At 65.7% G+C, this 21,676-nt stretch carries 4 protein-coding genes; all 4 read left to right on the top strand.

The genetic code is table 11. The features are described from left to right. Window positions 1–5: 5 nt before the first annotated feature. The 4 genes from DKY63_RS31350 to DKY63_RS31335 all read left to right on the top strand — a co-directional run bounded on the left by DKY63_RS31350 (window position 6) and on the right by DKY63_RS31335 (window position 21,652). Window positions 6–3,434, top strand: coding sequence for a condensation domain-containing protein (locus tag DKY63_RS31350; protein WP_110967687.1), 3,429 nt, complete (start codon window positions 6–8; stop codon window positions 3,432–3,434). Window positions 3,435–3,451: 17 nt separating this feature from the next. Beyond that, the gene (locus tag DKY63_RS31345) at window positions 3,452–4,498 is read left to right on the top strand and encodes a TauD/TfdA family dioxygenase (RefSeq protein WP_110967686.1); all 1,047 of its coding nucleotides are present in this window, start codon (window positions 3,452–3,454) and stop codon (window positions 4,496–4,498) included. A gap of 110 nt (window positions 4,499–4,608) precedes the next feature. Then, entirely contained in the window at window positions 4,609–7,671 is a 3,063-nt protein-coding gene (locus DKY63_RS31340; protein ID WP_110967685.1) for a non-ribosomal peptide synthetase, read from the top strand. A 64-nt stretch (window positions 7,672–7,735) separates the two neighbouring features. Then, on the top strand, window positions 7,736–21,652 hold the full coding sequence (locus DKY63_RS31335; RefSeq protein WP_110967684.1) for a non-ribosomal peptide synthase/polyketide synthase: 13,917 nt from the start codon (window positions 7,736–7,738) through the stop codon (window positions 21,650–21,652). The last annotated feature ends 24 nt before the right edge of the window (window positions 21,653–21,676 follow it).

Raw genomic sequence — 21,676 nt, 5'->3', positions numbered from 1 at the left:
TGCACATGTTTTCTTTCAAACACTGGATCGAAGTGCTGGAAACCAACGCCCGGAATTTTCCGCAGCGCGCGGCCCTGCATTTTTTGCCGGACGGCGTCGAGATCGGCGAAACCCTGACCTTTGCCCAATTGCACGAGCAGAGCCAATCCCTGGCGGCGGCGTTGCAGGCGCGTTATGCGCCGGGTGATCGGGTGCTGTTGATGCTGCCCACCAGCCTCGACTACGCCCGTGCCTTCTGCGCCTGCCAATACGCCGGGCTGATCGCCGTACCGCTGTTTCCGCCACCGTCGCGCAAGCCGCGTCACCTGGACCGGGTGCGCAATGTGGTAGTGGATGCGCAGCCGACGTTGATCCTCGCCCCGGCCGATCATTGTGAAAACCTGCGTGAGCTGGTCGAAGGCCGGGTCGATGTAGCGACGGTCCAAGACCTTGGCACCCCGTCCGCCAGCCAGTGGATACGCCCGGATGTCGACGGCGCGACCGTGTCCTTCCTGCAATACACCTCCGGCTCCACGGGTACGCCCAAGGGCGTCGAAGTGCGCCAGCGCAACCTGATCGCCAACGTCGAGCTGATGCGCCAGGCCTACGGTTTCGATTTACACGGCGCCATGGTCAACTGGCTGCCGCTGTACCACGACATGGGCCTGATCGGCGGGATGCTGGCGCCGCTGTACAGCGGCATGCCCTGCTACTTGATCGCCTCGCAGACCTTCGTCAACTCGCCGTCGACCTGGCTGCAGGCGCTGAGCCGTTATCGTGCCACCGCCAGCTTCGCGCCCAACTTCGCTTATGCCCTGTGCAACCGCGTGGTCAGCGATAACCTGATCGCCCAGCTGGACCTGAGCGCCTGGCAACACGCAATCAACGGCGCCGAGCCGATTCACCCCGGCACCCTCGAAACCTTCGCCCAACGCTTTGCCGCCTGTGGCCTCAATCCGCTGGCGATCAGCCCCGGTTACGGCCAGGCCGAAGCCACTTTGTGCGTCAGCGCCACACCGCCGGACGCGTTGCCCGTAGTGCTGCGCCTGGACAAGGCCGTGCTGGAAAGCGGTCGCGTGGCCCTGGCCGAAGAAGGCGCCCCGGCGGTGGAGTTCGTCGCCTGCGGTTATCCGCAAGCCCTGCACGGCATCGCCATCGTCAACCCGCACAACCATGAGCGCTGCGCCCCCGACCAGATCGGCGAAGTCTGGCTGCAAGGCCCGAGCAACGCCGAGGCCTATTGGAAAAACCCCGAAGCCACCCGCGAGGCTTTCCAGGCCAGCATCGTTGGCGAAGAAGGTCATTACCTGCGCTCCGGCGACCTGGGTTTCATGCACGAAGGTCAGGTGGTGATTTGCGGGCGGGTCAAGGATCTGCTGATCCTCAACGGCCGCAACCTGTACCCCCACGACATCGAATTCGCCATCACCGATGCCGAGCCGGGCATTCGTACCGGACGCATCGCCGCCTTCTCGGAAATGGACCCGCTGCTGGGCCGCGAGAAGCTGGTGATCGTCGCCGAGCCCCAGCGCAAATACGTTCACCCCTCGCGTCATCCAGAGCTGTTCGCTTCGATGCAGAACGCCGTGCGTGAAGCCGCCGACTGCGGCATCGACCAGATCGTGCTGGTGGAAGCCGGGACCATTCCCATGACCACCAGCGGCAAGATCGCCCGGCAGGGTTCGCGCAAGCAACTGGCCGCCGGCACCTTGAGCATCATTGCCCAGTACGGCGGACAGGCCAGTGCCGATGAGCAACTGATCGAGCGTGGGCAACTGCTGGAACAGGTGGCCCAAGGCGACGAAAGCGCCCTGCCCGCCTGCCGCCAATGGCTCAAACAAACCCTGCGCGAGGTCAATCCGTACCTGACGGTAGACTTCGACAAAAGCCTGATCAGCCTCGGCCTGGACTCCATCAGCGTCGCCGACTTCGCCGCCCGCCTGCATCAGGACCTGGGCCTGAATCTCGACACCCAGCGCCTGTTCGGCGAACAGACCCTGGGCGAGTGGGCACAAGCGCTGCAGGATTTCCTTGGCGAACCGACGCCTGACAAGACCGTTACCGAAGCCAGCGCCGATCAGAATCACGGCCGCCAATCTTTCGCCCAGAGCCGTCTGTGGTTCCTGCGCCAACTCGACCCGACCGACACCCGCCACAACCTGGTGCTGCATCTGCGCCTGCAAGGCACACTGGACACCGAAGCGCTGGCACTGCGACTCAACCATCTGGTCGATCGCCACAGTGTCCTGCGCACCGTCTACCACGACGGCGTAGGCGGTCCGCAGCAACGGATCCTGCCGGCCACGGACGTGCCACTGACCGTGCATGACCTGCGCTACCACCCCATCGCCGTGCAACAACAAGCGCTGGCCGATCGCCTGGAGCGCGAACACGCGACACCGGTCGATCTGCAAAACGGCCCGCTGCTGCGCGCGCATTTGCTCAGCCGCGACGACCAGCAGCACGACCTGCTGCTGACCCTGCACCACATCGCCTTCGACGGCCGTTCGACGCAATTGCTGCTGGCAGAACTGGCCGCTGGCGACGCCCGCGAACGTCCGCTGCAGTACCTGGATTTCGCCCGCTGGGAAGCCGCGCACTGGAGCGTCGAACGCATCGCCGCCGAACAACAGTTCTGGCGCGAGCATCTGGCGAGCGTGCCGCAAGTTCTCGCCCTGGGTGGCAGTGGCCAGATAGCAGGCGAACACAGCCTCAACTTCAACCTGCCTCAGGCCAGCTGCGAAGCGTTGACGGCCGTGGCCCGCGAGCACGGCATGACCCTGTTCATGCTGTTGCTGGCCAGCTATCAGCTGGTGATCAAGCAACTGGGCGGCCAGCAGCAGTTCCTGCTGGGCACCGACGTCAGCGGCCGGCCATTGGCCGCGCATAACGAGGTGATCGGTTTCTTCGTCAACCAGTTGACCTTGCGTTGCGACCTGCGTGGCGAGCCGACCCTGGCGGCTTTCCTCGGGCAAGTGCGCGACGAAGCACGACTTGCCTATGCCCATCAGGGTCTGCCATTCGATCTGGTGGTCTCGGCCCTGGCGCCGCAACGCCGCGCCGGTCACTCGCCGCTGTTCCAGGTCAAGCTCAACTACCAGCCATCGCGGGTCAACCCGACCGATATCGCCGGCGCGCAAATGACCTCGCTGGACGTGGCGCAGGCGCCGGGGGATTTCCATCTGGTGCTGGACCTGACCCACGGCAGCGCGGGCATCGAGGCCAACCTGAAGTTCCGTGGCGAGCATTTCGATCAGGACCGCGCCCTGCGCCTGCAATACCTGTGGACCCGCCTTCTGGGCGAGAGCCGCGAACTGCTCGACCTGTCGCTGCCGGCTGTGGCCGAACGGCTCGACGCCTGGGATCAGGCCTTCCAGCGTGAACGCCAGCAGTCCCAGGCCTCGGCCGGTCGCCGCCAGATGCTGCAAACCAAACGTCGCTCAATGCCCCTCTAACCGAGTTGAATACCTTTATGTCTATCGTGCCCCCACCGTCCCGCGCCCTTGGCGGCGTGCGTCGCAAAGCCATGAACGTCTCGGAACAGCAACTGGTCAGCGAGCGCCTGCTCAGCCCCGATCACGCCCTGCCACTGGTGATCGAGCCGGCGGTCAGTGGCGTCGACCTGGTCGCCTGGGCGGCCAAGGAGCGTGAGAACCTCGAGCAGAAGCTGCTGCAATACGGCGCGATCCTGTTTCGCGGGTTCTCGGTGCTGTCGGTCGAGCAGTTCGATCAGGTGATCGCCGCGCTCTCCCCCGGCGCCCTGGAATACATGTTCCGCGCCTCGCCGCGCACCCGGGTCGGCGGCAACATCTACACCTCGACCGACTACCCGGCCGACCAGATGATTTTCCCGCACAACGAGCACTCCTACTCGCCGCGCTTCCCGCTGCGGCTGTTCTTCTACTGCCACATCCCGTCCGAGACCGGTGGCGAAACCCCGATCGGCGCGACCCGCGCGGTGAAGGCCAGGATCAGCCCGCAGATCGAAGCGCGTTTCCGCGAAAAGGGCGTGCTGTACGTGCGCAACTACGGTGACGGCTTTGGCCTGCCATGGCAGACCGTGTTCCAGTCCGAAGACCGCGCGGAAGTGGAAGCCTACTGCGCCAGTGTCGGCATCGAAGTGGAGTGGAAGGAAAACAACCGCCTGCGCACCCGCCAGCGCGGGCCCGCCGTGGTCCGTCACCCGGGCACCGGTGAAGAGGTGTGGTTCAACCACGCCACCTTCTTCCACATCAGCACTCTGCCACCGGCCATCCGCGATTCGCTGCAAGGCAACTTCGGCGATCTCGACCTGCCGACCAACACCTTTTATGGCGACGGCGAACCGATCGAGCCCGAGGTGCTGGAGTCGTTGCGAGCGGCCTACCTCGATTCGCTGGTGCGCTTCAGCTGGCAGCAGGGCGACGTGTTGTTCATCGACAACATGCTCGCGGTACACGGTCGCGAACCCTTTACCGGCAAGCGCGCAATCATGACCGGCATGGCGCAAGCCCTGCTGCAAAGTGACGTCGCCGTCTGATTTTTTCCACGGGCGAACAGGCTGATTCGCACGGGCTCATCTGATCTCGATCAGTGGGCCTGCGGGCTTCTGTCGCCCCGGTTTACCTCCAATTTCCAGTCGAGTTGAACATGAGCGGACTCCAAGGTTTTCGTATTTCGCCACAGCAGGCGTCGGTTTATCAGCACATCAACGGCGCCGCCGAACACCCAATGAGCTGCCGTTTGCAGTGGTCGGTGAGTTCCCCCGTAACCGCCGAACTGCTGAACCAGCGCCTGCGCGCCCTGATCGCCGACAGTGAAATCCTGCGCACCCGACTGGCGCCCGTGCCGGGCCTGCGTTTTCCGGTGCAGGTGATTCACGACAGCGTCGAGTTGCCGGTCGCGGTGCTGGACTTGAGCGCACTTGCCCCGGATCAGCAGCACACGGCCCTGACCGGGCTGGCCACGCAACCTCGCGACTGGACGCTGCCGCTGGCGGTGACCCTGGTGCAACTGTCGGACGAGCAAGCGGTGCTCGACCTCGCCGGCGCCAGCAGCCACTTTGACCTGGGCAGCCTGAAACTGCTGGCCGCCGCGCTGCTGCAAGACGCCAACCCCGCGCTCACCGAATCTCTGCAATACGCCGACTACGCCGAATGGCGCTGGAGCCTCACCGAAGACGAGCCCGACCATCCGGGGGTGAATTTCTGGAAAGCCCAAGCGTTGGGCGAACAGCCAACCCTGCAACTGTCACTGGAGTCCGCTTCGGACAAGGAATTTGCCCCGGCGCGCGTCGACCTGAGCCTGCCACCAAGCCTCGCCGCCAACCCGGCCCTGACCTCCAGCCTGATGCTGACCGCCTGGGCCGCCCTGCTCGGCCGTCTCGCCGGTCAACAGCAAGTGGCGCTGACGGTGATCCACGAAAGCCGTGGCCCGGAGCTGGAAAACGCCCTGGGCCTGTTCGAACAATGCCTGCCGGTGCGCCTTGACCTGGACCCGCAAACCACCCTGCTTGAGCAAAGCAAGACCGTCGCCGCCAGCGTCGAACTGAGCGCCGGCTGGCAGGACTACTACACCCACGACCTCAACGGCGGCTATGGCTTCGCCTGGCGCCAGGCCGATGCCCGGGAGCGCCATGCCAGCGCCGTGCTGAACCCGGTCAAAGCCTGCCTCAACGTGCAGCAGACCCCGGACGCGATTCAGGCCCACCTGATTTACGACTGCAACACCCTGAGCGCCAACGCCGCCGCGTGCCTGGGCGAGCAATGGCTGCAACTGCTGCAAGGCGCGCTGGCCGAGCCGCAACGCAGCTGGGCGCAACTGCCGCTGACCGGCCCGCTGCAAGTACAGGCCATCGATAACGCTCCAACAACGCCTGCGATAGAAGCGGTGACACTGGTGGAGCTGATTGCCCGCCAAGTGCGGCAACAACCGCACGCCATCGCCCTGAGCGACAAGGACGGCGACCTGAGCTACGCCGCCCTCGACGCCTGCGCCACCCGCCTGGCCCATCAACTGCGCGCTGCCGGCATCGGCGCCGGGGTGCCGGTGGGCATTCTGTTCGGCCGTGGCAATGCCGCCATCGTCGCCATGCTCGCAGTATTGAAGGCCGGTGGTGCCTACGTGCCGGTCGACCCGACCTACCCGGCGGATCGCCGTGCCTACATGCTGGCCGACAGCGCCATCGCCCATATCGTGGTCAGCGCCGAACTGGCCGACAGCGTGCCCGCGAGCCTGCAACGCTTCGTCCTCGACGACCTGACACCCGCCGATGTCAGCCACTTGCCGCCGCTGCCAGCGCCACAGGCGGACGATCTGGCCTACCTGATCTACACCTCCGGCTCCACCGGCGCGCCGAAAGCCGTGGAAATCAGCCATGGCGCCCTGAGCTTCTCGACCCAGGTGCGCATGGCCGCCTACGCCACGCCGGTACGCGCTTACCTGCTGCTGTCGTCGTTCGCCTTCGACAGCTCCGTGGCGGGGATTTTCTGGACCCTGGCCCAGGGCGGGCGGCTGGTACTGCCGGCCACCGGCGAAGAGCTGGAGATGCCGCGCCTGGCGCAACTGATCGCGCAACACCAGGTCAGCCACGGCCTGTCGTTGCCATCGCTGTATCAGGCATTGCTCGACCAACTGCAACGCGACGCCGGCAACGCCAGCCTGGAATGCTGGATCGTCGCCGGCGAAGCCTGCCCGCCGTCCTTGATCGCCCAGCACAGCCAGGCTCTGCCCAAGGCCAAGCTGGTCAACGAATACGGCCCCACCGAAGCCACGGTCTGGGCCAGTTACGAAGTGCTGGAGCCGGGCCGGGCCCTGACCATCGGCCGGCCGATTGCCGGCATGGACCTGCGCGTACTCAACGAACACGGGGTCGCCAGTGGCGTCGGCGAGCCGGGGGAAATCGTCCTCGCCGGTCCGACCCTGGCCCGGGGTTACCGCAACAAACCGGAAGAAACCGCCAAGGCCTTCGTCACCCTGGACGACGGCACCCGCGCCTATCGCACCGGCGACCTGGCCTGCTGGCTGGCGGACGGACGCCTGGCATTCCTCGGCCGCAAGGACCATCAGGTCAAGCTGCGCGGCTACCGCATCGAGCTGGGTGAAATCGAACGCCAACTGTGCAGCCACAGTGACGTGCGCGAAGCGGCGGTGATCGTCCAGGAACACGCCGCCGGCAAGCGCCTGCTGGCCTACGTGCTGGCAGCCCATGGCTACGCGCCGGACTCGGAAGCGATCAAACGCTACCTCGGCGAACGCCTGCCGTCGTACATGGTGCCGGCCCGGGTCCTGACCCTGGCGAGCTTCCCGCGCACCCCCAACGGCAAGCTCGACCTGCGCCAGCTTCCGGACCCGGACCAGTTCGACGAAAGCGCCTTCGTCGCCCCGCGCAATGCCATGGAAAGCACCCTGCAAGCCATCGTCGCCAAGGTCCTGAAGCTGGAGACCGTGAGCGTCACCGAGAACTTCTTCGCCATCGGCGGCGACTCGATCCTCAGCCTGCAAGTGGTGGCCCAGGCCCATGAGCAAGGCATCGCCCTGACCGCCAAGCACGTGTTCGAAGGCCAGACCATCGCCGCCATGGCCGAAGTCGCCCAGCCCGTGAGCGCCGACAGCGCACAGGCACAGGCCGAGAGCACCGCGTTCAGCGCCTCGGGCCTGTCCGACGACGAGATGCAGGCGCTGATGGCCGAACTCGACGAAAACGAATTCTGACCGGTTGCATGGCTCTTCCCACAGATCAGCGCGCCGTCGCCCCTTTTTCCGCAGGACGTTTTTGATGACCACCGAAAAGCACAACAGCAATCCGATCGAAGACATTTACCCGCTGTCGCCGTTGCAGCAAGGCATGCTGTTCCACTCCCTGCTGCACGAAGATTCCGGCGTGTACCTGATGCAGGATCGCTACCGCATCGGCGGGGCCATCGACGAGGCGGCGTTCCTCGAATCCTGGCGTCAGGTCGTGGCGCTGCACCCTTCCCTGCGCGCCTCTTTTCAGTGGAAAACCCAGAAGCAACCGGTGCAGGTGATCCATCGCGAGGTCAAGGTGCCGTTGGACACTATCGACCTGCGCGGCCTGACTCCTGAGGAGCAGGAAACGCGGATCCGCACCCTGCTGGCGGATGAACAGAAAGTCGGCTTCAACCTGTCGAAGCCGCCGCTGATCCGCTTCCGCCTGGTACGCCTGGGCGATGAATCCTACGAATTCATCCGCAGCTTCCACCACATCCTGATGGACGCCTGGTGCATCTCGCTGGTGACCGTGGACTTCCTCAAGGTCTACGAAGCGCTGTGCAACGACCGCACGCCTGAACTCAAAGCGCCTCGACCGTTCCGCGACTACATCCAGTGGCTGCAACGCCAGGACGCAAGCAAGGCCGAGCAGTTCTGGCGCGGCCAGTTGCAGGGCCTCAACGCGCCAACGCCACTGACCGTGGACAACGGCGTGACCCGCGACCGCTACACCGATGCGGTACTGGTGGACGACCAACTGGTGCGCCTGAGCGAAGCGGAAACCCAGGCACTGGCGACCTTCTGCCGCAGTCAGCGGATCACCCCCAACACCTTCTTCCAGGGCGCCTGGTCGTTGCTGCTGTCGCGCTACAGCGGCCAGCGCGACGTGCTGTTCGGCGTCACCGTGGCCGGACGCCCGGCGGAGCTGACCGGCGTGGCGGAGATGATCGGCCTGTTCATCAACACCCTGCCGCTGCGGGTGTCGGTGGACCCCGAAGCATCCCTCGGCCAGTGGCTCAGCGCGCTGCAAGGGCTCAACGTCGACATGCGCGACTACGAGCACACGCCGCTGACCGACATTCAGGGCTGGAGCGATTTCCCCCGTGGCGAAACCCTGTTCGACAGCATCCTGGTGTTCGAAAACGCCCCCATCGACGAGCAGATTCTGGAAGGCGGTTTCCAATTCAGCCTCGACGGCATGGACCACAGCGTGCACACCCACTACGGCCTGACCGTGGTGATCCTTCCGGAGGCCGAGCTGGGCATTCGCGTGTCCTACGACCGCGAGCGATTCGAGGCGGCGACCGTGCAACGCCTGCTCGGCCACTTGGCCACGCTGGTGCGCGGCATGCTCGCCGCGCCCGATGCAACACTCGGCAGTTTTGAACTGTTGGCCGGTGACGAGCGCCAGCAACTGCTGGGCGAGTGGGCGGTCAACCCCCATGAATTCCCGCTGGAAAAAAGCTACGCGCAACTGTTCGCCGAACAGGTCGCCCAACGCGGCGATCAATTGGCCGCGATCTGCGATAGCCAGTCCCTGACCTACGCCGAACTGGACCAGCGCGCCACGCGTCTGGCCCATGCCCTGCGTGAAGCCGGTGCCGGCGAAGACCAATTGGTTGCACTGGTCGCCCCGCGCGGCCTGCCGTTGCTGACCATGATGATCGCCGTGTTCAAGGCCGGCGCCGCCATGCTGCCGCTGGAGGTCAATCATCCGCCGGAGCGCCTGCGGGAGATTCTCAACCTGTCCCGCGCCTCGTTGCTGGTGGCCAGCGAAGCGTGCAGCGGGTTGCTCGATCAGCTGTTGAGCGGTCTCGATCAGGCACCGAACGCACTGTTCGCCGAAGCCTGCTGGCAAGCCGGCAACGACGCCCCGCTGCCACTGCTCGGCCGCCCGGACAGCCTGGCCTACGTGCTGTTCACCTCGGGTTCCACCGGCACGCCCAAGGGCGTGATGATCGAACAACGGGGCATGCTCAATAACATCTTCGGCAAGATGCCGGCCCTGGGTCTGAACGCCGACGACCGCATCCCGCAGACCGCCTCGGTGGCCTTCGACATTTCCGTGTGGCAGTTCCTCGCCGCGCCGGTGCTGGGCGCGACCGTACAGATCCTCCCGGATGAAGTAGCCCACGACCCGCAGCGCCTGCTGCAGGTGCTGGCCAGCGAGCGCCTGAGCGTGCTGGAAATCGTCCCGAGCCTGATGCGCACCCTGCTCGCGCTGTGCCCGTGCGACCTGCAACTGCCTGACCTGCGCTGGGTGCTGCCCACCGGTGAAGCGCTGCCGCCGACCGTGGCCCGCGACTGGTTCGCACGCTTCCCCGGCATCGCCCTGATGAACGCCTATGGCCCCGCCGAATGTGCGGACGACGTGGCCTTCCAGCCGATTTTCGAGGCCCCGGATGCCAATGTCAGCCACATGCCCATCGGCCAGCCGACCGCCAACAACCGCCTGTATGTGCTGGACGAAGCCTTGCGGCCGGTGCCGGTGGGCGTCGCCGGTGAAATTTGTGTCGGTGGTGTCGGCGTCGGCCGTGGCTACCTGCACGATCCGCAGCGCACCGCCGATGCCTTCATCGATCACCCTGCCCTCGACGGGCGCATCTACCGCACCGGCGACCTGGGCCGCTGGCGCGCCGATGGCGTGATCGAATACCTCGGCCGCCGCGACCAGCAGGTCAAGCTGCGCGGCCACCGTATCGAACTGACGGAAATCGAACACCGCCTGGCACAACACCCGAACGTGCGCGAAGCGGCGGTGCTGCTGCGCGAGAACGGCGTCGGCGAAGCATGGCTGGTGGCCTACTGGTCGGCGCACGATGAATCCCTCGGCAGCGAGGGCCTGAGCGAGCATCTGCGCGGGCAACTGCCGCCGTACATGGTGCCGGCGGCGTTCGTCTGCCTGGAAAAACTGCCGCTCAACGCCAACGGCAAGGTTGACCGCAAGACCCTGGCCGCCCGGGAACTGAACTGGCAGGCGGATACGCAGGAAAGCATCGCCCCGCGCAATGAATTGGAAGCGGCCGTGGCCAAGGTCTGGGCCGAGGTATTGGGCCGCGACAGTGTCGGCGTGGAAGACAACTTCTTCACCCTCGGCGGTCACTCGCTGCTGGCCACGCAGATCGTCGCGCGCCTGCGGGCGCACTTCAAACTCGACCTGCCATTGCGGGTGCTGTTCGAACAACCGACCGTATCCCTGCTGGCGCTGGCGATCGCCACCCGTCAGGCCGAAGCCGCCGCGCCGCAATCGGCAACGGCTCAAGGTCCGAAAGCCCTGCCACGCCCTGCGCTGGTGCCGTTGTCGTTCTCGCAACAGCGCCTGTGGTTCATCGAACAACTGACGCCGGGCACCACGCTGTTCAACATCCCTTTCGCCCTGCAATTGAAAGGCGAGCTGAATGTCGACGCGCTGCACGCCAGCCTCAACGATCTGCTGGTGCGCCACGAAATCCTGCGTACCGGCATCCGTGATATCGACGGCGTGCCGTGCCAGCACATCAGCGCTTCACTGAACATCGAACTGCCCTTCGAGGACTTGTCCGGCCTTGGCGCCACCGCCCGCGAGGGCGCGCAATTCAATGCCCTGCAAGACACCTTCGAGCAGCCCTTCGACCTGAACAATCCGCCCCTGCTGCGTGCCCGTTTGCTGCGCGTGGCGGCGGACGAACATGTGCTCGGCATCGCCCTGCACCACCTGGTTTCCGACGCCTGGTCGGCGACCATCGCCCTGCGCGAACTGGCCCTGGGTTATGAAGCCCGCTGCAACGGCAAGGCGGCTGAGCTGCCGGTCCTGCCGGTGCAATACGCCGACTTCGCCCTGTGGCAGCGCGAGCATTTGCAAGGCGCGGAACTCAAGCGCCAGCTCGACTACTGGACGAAAACCCTCGACCGCAGCAACAGCGACAGCAGCCCGTTGCTGCAATTGCCGACCGATCTGGCCCGGCCTTCGGTGCAGACCTACCGCGCCGGCATCGTCCAGCGTGAACTCAGCGCCGACCTCAGCGCGCGGGTACAAGCCTTCGCCAGCCGCCTGGGTACCACCCCGTTCACCGTGCTGTTCGCCGGTTTCGCCGTGCTCATGCACCGCTTGAGTGGCGATGCCACCGTGTTGATCGGCACGCCGGTGACCCATCGCGAACAAGCGGGCACTGAAGGCCTGCTCGGCATCCTGCTGAACAACCTGGCGATCCGTGCCGACTTTGACGCACAGGCCGACTTCAGCGCATTGGTCGCTCAGGTCGCCACGCGCTTGCGTGAAGGCCTGCAACATCAGGACCTGCCGTTCGAGCAACTGGTCGACAGCCTGCAACTGCCGCGCAGCCTCAGCCACGCGCCGCTGTATCAGGTGATGGTGGCCCAGCAACTGGCGATGGAATCACGCCTGCGCTTCCCGGGCCTGGAATTCGAAGCCCTCGACACCCCGCTCAAGCAATCCGAGTGCGACCTGGACCTGCACGTGCTGTGCCCGGCCAATGCGCCGATCCAGCTGGAGCTGATGTACGCCCTCGACCTGTTTGTTGCCGACAGCGCCCGCCAGACCCTGGCCCGCCTGGAACACCTGCTGGAGCAGATGCTCGCCGAACCGCAACGCCCGGTGGCCGCCTTGCCGCTGCTGATGGCGGCCGAATGGCAGCGCACCGTGGTCGAGTGGAACCGCACCGAAATGCAGGTGCCGCAAAACCTGACCTTCGCCCAGCTGTTCGAACAGCAGGCCGAACGCACCCCGGATCGCGACGCCCTCACGTTCGAAGGCCAACGCCTGAGCTACGGCGAACTCAATCGCCGGGCCAACCAGGTCGCGCATTACCTGCGTGCCCAAGGCGTGGTGGCCAACCGTCCGGTGGCGCTGTGTGTCGAGCGTTCGCTGGAACTGCTGGTGGGCCTGCTGGGCATTCTCAAGTCCGGTGGTGCCTATGTGCCGCTGGACCCGACCTACCCGGTGGATCGCCTGGCCTACATGCTCGAAGACGCGCAACCGGCGCTGTTCCTCGGTCAGCAAGGCTTGCTGGAGCAACTCGGCGCCGACCTGCCGCGCCTGCGCCTGGACACCGATGCCGCGCGGTTCGCCGATCAGCCGGACGGCAACCTCACGCCGCTGGCCGGGCCCGACGACCTCGCCTACATCATGTACACCTCCGGTTCCACCGGTAAGCCCAAGGGCACGCTGGTCACCAACGGTTCGGTGGTCAACCTGGCCTGGGCGCGGATCCATGGCCTGTACCGCCGCTACACCGACCAGCCGATGCGCACCAGCTTCAACTACTCGTTCGCCTTCGACAGCTCGGTGGCCGAACTCATCCTGCTGCTCGACGGCCACAGCCTGTACCTGACCCCGGAAGAAGTGCGCTACGACCCGCAGGCCCTGGCGCAATTCTTCCGCGACACCCGCCTGGACGCCTTCGAATGCACCCCGGCGCAGCTCAAGGCCTTGCTCGAAACTGACGGCGTGCGCCGTGGCGAGGTGTACCTGCCGCGCTTCGTGCTGTTCGGTGGCGATGCGGTGGACGCGCAACTCTGGCAACGCCTGCCGTCGATTGCCGGCAGCCGTTTCTTCAACACCTACGGCCCCACCGAATGCACCGTGGACGCCACCGGTTGCGCGGTGAACGACTTCCCGGCGCGCCCGATCATCGGTCGGCCGATTGCCAACGTGCGCACCTACGTACTCGACGCCTGGCTGAACCCTATGCCGGTGGGCGTTCCGGGGGAACTGCACATCGGCGGTGCCGGCGTGACCCTGGGCTATCTCAACCGTGCCGAACAGACCGCCAAGGTGTTCATCGAGGACCCGTTCTCGCCGCTGCCCGGCGCGCGCATGTACAAGTCCGGCGACCTGGTGCGCTGGCTGCCCGACGGCCAGATCGAATACCTGGGGCGCATGGACCATCAGGTGAAAATCCGTGGTTTCCGCGTGGAGCTGGGGGAAATCGAAGCGCTGATCGGCGCCCAGCCCGGCGTGCGCCAATCGGTGGTGCTGGCCCGTGAAGACGTGCCCGGCGACAAGCGTCTGGTGGCCTACGTCACCTGCGACACCCAGGCCGATATCGACGGCTGGCGCAAGGCAATCGGCGCCGCCCTGCCCGACTACATGGTGCCGTCGGCGTTCGTGGTGCTCGACGAGCTGCCGCTGACCGACAACGGCAAACTCAATCGCAAGGCGCTGCCGGCCCCGGACATCCAGGCCGCGCCGGATGCCCAGGACCCGCCACGCACGGTAGCCGAGCAACAGCTGGCGGTGCTCTGGTCGGAATTGCTGAACGTGCCACTGACGCAGATCGGTCGCGACAGCCACTTCTTCTACCTCGGCGGTCACTCGCTGTTGGCGGCGCAACTGTTTGCGCGCCTGCGTCAGCAGTTCGCCACGGTGCCGGCGCTACGTTCGGTGTTCGAACAGCCGACGCTGGAAGCCTTGGCCGCGCTGCTCGGCGAGCCGCTGCAAGCACAGGTCGCGACCTGGACAACGGCGCAACGTCCTGCGCGCCTGCCGCTGTCGTTCGAACAACAGCGGTTGTGGTTCCTCGAACAACTGAGCGCCGGTGGCGGCGAGTACAACGTGGTCAGCGCCGTGCAGTTCGACGGCGAGCTGAATGTGCCGGCCATGCAGTCGGCGCTGAATGCCGTGGTCGCCCGCCATGAAAGCCTGCGCAGCCGCATCCTGCGTGAGGCGGACGGCGGACTGGCGCTGGTCATCGATCAGCAAGCCGAAGTCACGCTGCGCCTGACCACGCTGGACGCGAAAAATGACGAAGCCTGGCAGCAACTGACCGATGAGGCGATCCACGCCGAAACCGGGCACCGTTTCGACCTGGCCACGCAAGTGCCGGTGCGCGCCACGCTGATTCAGCGCACGGGCCAGGCCCAGGCATTGCTGTTGCTGAACGTGCACCACTGCGCCACGGACGACGCCTCCAGTCAGAACCTGCTGGACGAACTGGCGCAGCTTTACGCCGCCCAGTGCGCAGGCGCTGTCGCCGCCTTGCCGGCGCTCACCCTGCAATACCCGGACTACGCGCTCTGGCAGCGTGAACCGGCGCAGCAGGCGCTGTTCCACGAGCAGCTCGCTTACTGGCGTGCGCAACTGGAGGACGGCGATTACCTGCTGGACCTGCCGACCCGACAGGCACGCCCGAACCAGTTGGAACCGGCCGCCGGCGCGGTGCAGGTGCAACTGCCGTCGGAACTGGCCGCACGTTTGCGTCAGTTCGCCCAGCAACGCGGCGCTACCCTGTACATGCTGATGCTCAGCGCCGCGCAATTGCTGCTGGGGCGTCATGCCAACCAGCGCGACGTACGCTTCGGCAGCCCGGTGGCCCAGCGTCCACGGGCCGAGTTGCAGCCGCTGATCGGCTGCTTCGTCAACACCGTGGTGATGCGCAGCGACCTCGACCCGGCGCTGGATTTCGAAGGCCTGCTCAGCCAGGTCCGCGACCGCGTGCTGGATGCCCAGCAACATCAGGACGTGCCGTTCGATCAAGTGGTCGAAGCCCTGAACCCGTCCCGCAGCCTCGCGCAGACGCCGCTGTTCCAGGTGCTGTTCGTGATGCAGAACGCCGATGCAGCCGCCAGCTCGTGGCCGCAGTTGCAGGTGCAGGAGCGCGCGGTGACGGCGCAATCCACCAAATACGACCTGAACTGGGAAGTGCACGACGGCGAAGTGCTGTCGGTGCTGCTGGAATATCGCGCCGCGCTGTTCAGCGAAAGCACGGTCAAGGCCTGGCTGGGGCAATGGCAACAGTTGCTGGAAGCCATGCTCGACGCGCCGCAGACCCGCCTTGGAGACTGGTCGCCATTAAATGAAGCCGAACGTCGCCAGCAACTGGTCGAGTGGAACGCCACCGAGCGCCAGTACGCCGGTCCGACCAACCTGCACACCGCCTTGAGCCAACAGGCGGCCCTGACCCCGAATGCTCCGGCTTTGGTGTTCGAAGGCCAACGCCTGAGCTACGCCGAGCTGGATCAGCGTGCCCAACAACTGGCCCGTGCCCTGCGCGCCAACGGTATCGGTCGCGAAAGCATCGTGCCGGTGTGCATGGAGCGCTCTGTGGAAATGGTCGTCACCCTGCTCGGCATCGTGCATGCCGGCGCGGCGTGGTTGCCGCTGGATCCGGAGTTGCCGGCAGCGCGCCTGGCATTCCTGATCGAGGATGCCGATGCCCAAGTCACCCTGACCCAAGCGCAGTGGCTGGCAAAATTGCCGGCCCAGCACAACGCCTGGACCCTCGACGCCCTGCCACCGGCACCGGCGATGGATCCGCTGAGCGTGGAAGCCAGTGACCTGGCCTACGTGCTCTACACCTCCGGTTCCACCGGTCAGCCCAAGGGCGTGATGAACGAACACGGCGCCCTGATGAACCGCATCCACTGGATGCAGGACGCCTTCCCGATTGGCCCGAACGACCGCGTGCTGCAAAAGACCCCGTACAGCTTCGACGTGTCGGTGTGGGAGTTCTTCTGGCCGCTGATCACCGGCGCCACGCTGGTGGTCGCCCGTCCGGACGGCCATCGCGACCCGGCGTATCTGAGCCAGCTGATCCAGCAGGAACAGATCACCACCTTGCACTTCGTGCCGTCGATGCTGCGTGCCTTCGTTGAGGAGCCGAGTCTCAAGAACTGCCACAGCCTGCGTCAGGTGTTCGCCAGCGGCGAAGCGCTGCCGGCGGATCTGGTGCGACGCTTCATGACCCAACACCCAACGGCGCTGATCAATCTGTACGGCCCGACCGAAGCGGCGATTGACGTGTCGGTGTGGCGTTGCTCGGTGGACGACGTGATCGTGCCGATCGGCAAACCGATCGCCAACCTGCGCCTGTACATCCTCGACGCGGCCATGCAACCGTTGCCGATCGGCAGCATCGGCGAGTTGTACATCGGCGGCGTCGGCGTGGCTCGCGGTTACCTGAAACGCGCGGACCTGACCGAGGAACGTTTCCTCACCAGCCCGTTCATCGACGGTGACCGCCTGTACCGCACCGGCGACCGTTGCCGCTTCCTCGCCGATGGCAACATCGAATACCTCGGCCGTCTCGACCATCAGGTGAAACTGCGTGGCCAGCGGATCGAACTGGGGGAAATCGATGCCGAGCTGCTGAGCCAATCCGGCGTTCGCGACGCCGCAACGCTGTTGCTCGATCAGCGTCTGGTGAGCTTCTGGTGCGGTGACGCCAAGGAAGCTGCACTGCGCACGGCCCTCAACGACAACCTGCCAACCCACATGGTGCCGAGCCTGCTGGTGCAGCTGGACAGCCTGCCGCTCAACAGCAACGGCAAGCTCGACCGCAAGGCGCTGGCCGCCACGGCACTGCCGGACGCCGGTGGCCATCGTCCCCACGTCGCACCACGCAATGCCACAGAAACCGTGCTCTGCGAGTTGTTCAGCGAACTGCTGGAGCGGCCTTCGGTGGGCATCGAGGACCACTTCTTCCAGCTTGGCGGTCACTCGTTGCTGGCAACCCGTCTGGTGGCGCGCGTCCGTGAACGCCTCGGCGCGACACTGCCGCTGGCACTGGTGTTCGCCCAACCGACGGTGGCGGCATTGGCCGGGCACCTGCGCGCCGCAACTCCGGGCGAACTGATTACCGCACAAACTCGTCCTGCACAGTTGCCGCTGGGTCTGGCGCAACAGCGGTTCTGGATGCTCAGCCGCCTGGTGCCGGATTCGCGCGAATACCACATGCCGTTTGCCCTGACCCTGCGCGGCGAGCTGAACGTTCAAGCCATGCGCGAGGCGTTCGAGCAGGTCAGCCAGCGTCATCTGGTGCTGCGCAGCCGCATCGTCGAGATCGAAGGCGAAGCTCAACTGTTGATCGACGATCAAGGCCCGGCACTGGCGATCACCGCTGTCAGCGCAAAGGACTGGGCTTCGACCTGCCTCGATGCCGAAACCGTCTTGATGGCGCCATTCGATCTGGCGGCTGCCGCGCCGTGGCGCGCACAGCTGCTGCAACGCCAGGACAGCGACGAAAGCCGCCTGCTGGTGTGCCTGCACCACAGTGCTACCGATGGCTGGGCCATGCAGTTGCTGATCGACGAACTGAGCCAGGCCTACAGCGCCAACCTGCGCGGACAAGCGCCGGGCTGGACCGCACTGGAGATCGACTACGTCGACTTCACCCTGTGGCAACAACACCCGGACACCCAGGCCCGGCGCAACACCAGCCTCGACTACTGGAAAAACCATCTGGGCCCGGACGACTACCAGCTCGACCTGCCGCTGGACCACCCGCGCGGTGCTGAAGCGGATCGCCGTGCCGGACAACTGATCGTCAACCTCGGCGTCGAGCGCGCCGAAGCGATTCGCCAGTTCGCCCGCCAGCGCGGCACCACGTCCTATGTGGTACTGGCCAGCGCCTTGAGCGCCCTGCTCGCCCGCTATAGTGGCCAGCGCGAAATTCGCCTTGGCACCCCGGCCGACCAGCGTGACCAGCCGCAAACCCAGGCGCTGCTGGCTTGTCTGGTCAACACCTTGGTGATCCGCAGTGACATCGACCAACAGGCCCCGGTCGAACAACTGCTGGCCAACCTTGAAGCCGATCTGCGCGCGGCCCAGGCCCATGCCGACCTGCCGTTCGCCACACTGGTCGGCGCCGTGGCCCAGCGCCGCGACCTCAACCGCACACCGCTGTTCCAGGTGCTGTTCTCCCTCAACCACGGGCGCATGGACAGCCGTCAGTGGCCAGGCCTGAGTATCGAAGAACAGACCTTGCCGGCCATCGACGCCAAGTTCGAACAGAGCTGGGAAGTGCAGGACGACGGCAGCGACATGATCCTCGCCCTCGAATACCAGGCGGCGCTGTTTGACCAACGGACCATGCAGCGCTGGAGCGAGCAATGGTGCGCCCTGCTCGACGCGCTGGTGGCGGCACCGCAGCGTTCTCTGGTGGAGCTGTTCCCGCAACAACAGGACCAGCAGCAACTGGATCGCTGGAACGCCACCGAACGTCAGTACACCGGCCCGACCAACCTGCACACCGCCTTGAGCCAACAGGCGGCCCTGACCCCGAATGCTCCGGCTTTGGTGTTCGAAGGCCAACGCCTGAGCTACGCCGAGCTGGATCAGCGTGCGCAGCAACTGGCCCGCGCCCTGCGCGCCAACGGCATCGGTCGCGAGTCCATCGTGCCGGTGTGCATGGAGCGTTCGGTGGAGATGGTCGTCGCCCTGCTCGGCATCGTGCATGCCGGCGCGGCGTGGTTGCCGCTGGATCCTGAATTGCCGGCAGCGCGTCTGGCGATCCTCATCGAGGATGCCGACGCACGCATCACCCTGACCCAGCCGCAGTGGCTGGCGAAGTTGCCGGCCCAGCACAACGCCTGGACCCTCGACGCCTTGCCACAGGCACCGGCGATGGATCCGCTGAGCGTGGAAGCCAGTGACCTGGCCTACGTGCTCTACACCTCCGGCTCCACCGGCCAGCCCAAGGGCGTGATGAACGAACACGGCGCCCTGATGAACCGCATCCACTGGATGCAGGACGCCTTCCCGATTGGCCCGAATGATCGCGTGCTGCAAAAGACCCCGTACAGCTTCGACGTGTCGGTGTGGGAGTTCTTCTGGCCGCTGATCACTGGTGCGACCTTGGTAGTGGCGCGTCCGGACGGCCATCGCGACCCGGCGTATCTCAGCCAATTGATCCAGCAGGAACAGGTCACCACCCTGCACTTCGTGCCGTCGATGCTGCGTGCCTTCGTTGAAGAGCCAAGCCTTGCGCAGTGCCACAGCCTGCGTCAGGTGTTCGCCAGCGGCGAAGCGCTGCCAGCGGATCTGGTGCGGCGCTTCATGACCCAACACCCAGCGGCCCTGATCAACCTGTACGGCCCGACCGAAGCGGCGATTGACGTGTCGGTGTGGCGTTGCTCGGTGGACGATGTGATCGTGCCGATCGGCAAACCGATCGCCAACCTGCGCCTGTACATCCTCGACGCGGCCATGCAGCCCTTGCCGATCGGCAGCATCGGCGAGCTGTACATCGGTGGTGTCGGTGTGGCTCGCGGCTATTTGAAACGCGCGGACCTGACCGAGGAACGCTTCCTCGCCAGCCCGTTCATTAAAGGTGATCGCCTGTACCGCACCGGCGACCGTTGCCGCTTCCTCGCCGATGGCAACATCGAATACCTCGGCCGTCTCGACCATCAGGTGAAACTGCGTGGCCAGCGGATCGAACTGGGGGAAATCGATGCCGCACTGCTCAACCAGCCGGCCATCACCGGTGCCTGCACGCTGGTGATCGATAACCGCTTGATCGCGTTCTACAGCAGCAATGCACCACAAGCGGATCTGGGCGCACGGCTCAGTGCCGAACTGCCGGCCTACATGGTGCCGGCGGTGTGGGTCGAAGTATCGACCCTGCCGCTGACCACGAACGGCAAGATCGACCGCAAGGCCCTGGCCGCCCTGCCATTGCCGCAAAGCCAGGAAGCGCGCGTTGCCCCGCGCAATGAACTGGAAGCCTTGTTTTGCCAGCTGTTCAGTGAGTTGTTGGGGAATGAGGTCAGTATCACAGACAGCTTCTTCGCCCTGGGCGGTGATTCGATCCTTGGCCTGAAGCTGATTTCGCGTCTGCGCGAACACGGCTACACGCTGACGCCAAAAGACCTGTTCCGTTCGCCGACCCCGGCGGCGCTGGCGCAGGTGGCCAGTCCGTTGCTGACCCTGGCCGAACAAGGTGAAGTCACTGGCGCGATGCCGTTGATGCCGTTGCATCAATGGTTCTTCGACCAGCAGCAACCACACGCTGCGTACTGGAACCAGTCGGTGCTGGCTGACAGTGACCGTCGTCTGGACCCGGCACTGGTGCAGGCCACGCTGGATCGTCTGGTGGCCCACCACGACGCCCTGCGTCTACGATTCACCGAGGTTGAAGGCCAATGGCAGGCGCACATCGCGCCAGCCGAAGCCGCGCGATTGACCCTGTGCGATCAGCCCGAGCAATTGCAGGCCGTCGCCCAGAGCCTGAACCTGCAGGACGGCCCGCTGTTCGCCGCCGCGCTGCTGCAAGGCGAGCCGCAACGCCTGTATCTGGTCGCCCATCACCTGGTGGTCGATGCCGTGTCCTGGACGCCGTTGCTGGAAGATTTCCAGCAGCTGTATCAAGGCCTGGAGCGCGGTGAGAACCCGACACTGCCGGCAAAAACCACCTCTTACCGGCAATGGGCCGAGCACATGCGCGCCCACGGCGACAAGGTCGGCACCGAACAGCGCTACTGGAATGCCCAGGTGGCGCAGAACACCGCGTCCGTGGCCACCGTCGCCGAGCGCCGGACCCTGTCGGCCCGTTGGGATGCCACCCGCACCCAGCAATGGCTGACCGAGTCCCACGCCGCCTATCGCACGCAACCGGAAGAACTGCTGATCGCCGCCCTCGCCGCGACCCTGGCCGAAGCGGAAAAACGCACCGGGATCGTCGTCGATCTAGAGCGTCATGGTCGCGATGCGCCGTTCGAAGGCCTGGACGTCAGCCGCACTGTCGGCTGGTTCACCACCCTGTTCCCGCTGCGGGTGAACTCCAGCGGCGCCCCGGCCGACCGCGTGCGTGACGCCAAGGAAGCCCTGCGCGCCGTGCCGGGCAATGGCCTGGGTCACGGGCTGCTGCGTCAACGGGGCGCGCTGCCAGCGAGCCGTGGTGATGTGCTGTTCAACTACCTCGGCCACGAACAGGCGCCCGAGGGCTGGTTGCGCGCCAGCAGCCTCAAGGCCCCGGCGGAAACCGCCCAGGCCAACCGCGTCAGCCATGGCCGTGAAGTGGTGGCCTGGCTGGAAGACGGCGTGCTGCATATCCAGTGGCACAGCGTCACCCCTGACGTCGACAGCCGCCTGCCCGCTCGCCTGCTGGAGCACCTGCAAGCGCTGGTCGCCCACTGCCTCGATCCGCAGGCCGGGGCGCTGATGCCGTCGGACTTCCCGCTGGCCAAAGGCATGAATCAGGCGACCCTCGACACCCTGCTCAAGCGCCTGGGGCCGAAGAAGTGAGCCCCGCCATCGCCCTGTACCTGA

The sequence above is a fragment of the Pseudomonas putida genome (genome assembly GCF_003228315.1).
Classification (GTDB): Bacteria; Pseudomonadota; Gammaproteobacteria; order Pseudomonadales; family Pseudomonadaceae; genus Aquipseudomonas; species Aquipseudomonas putida_S.
The sequence above is the reverse complement of the archived record's forward strand: the minus strand, read 5'-3'. Positions and strand labels throughout refer to the sequence as shown.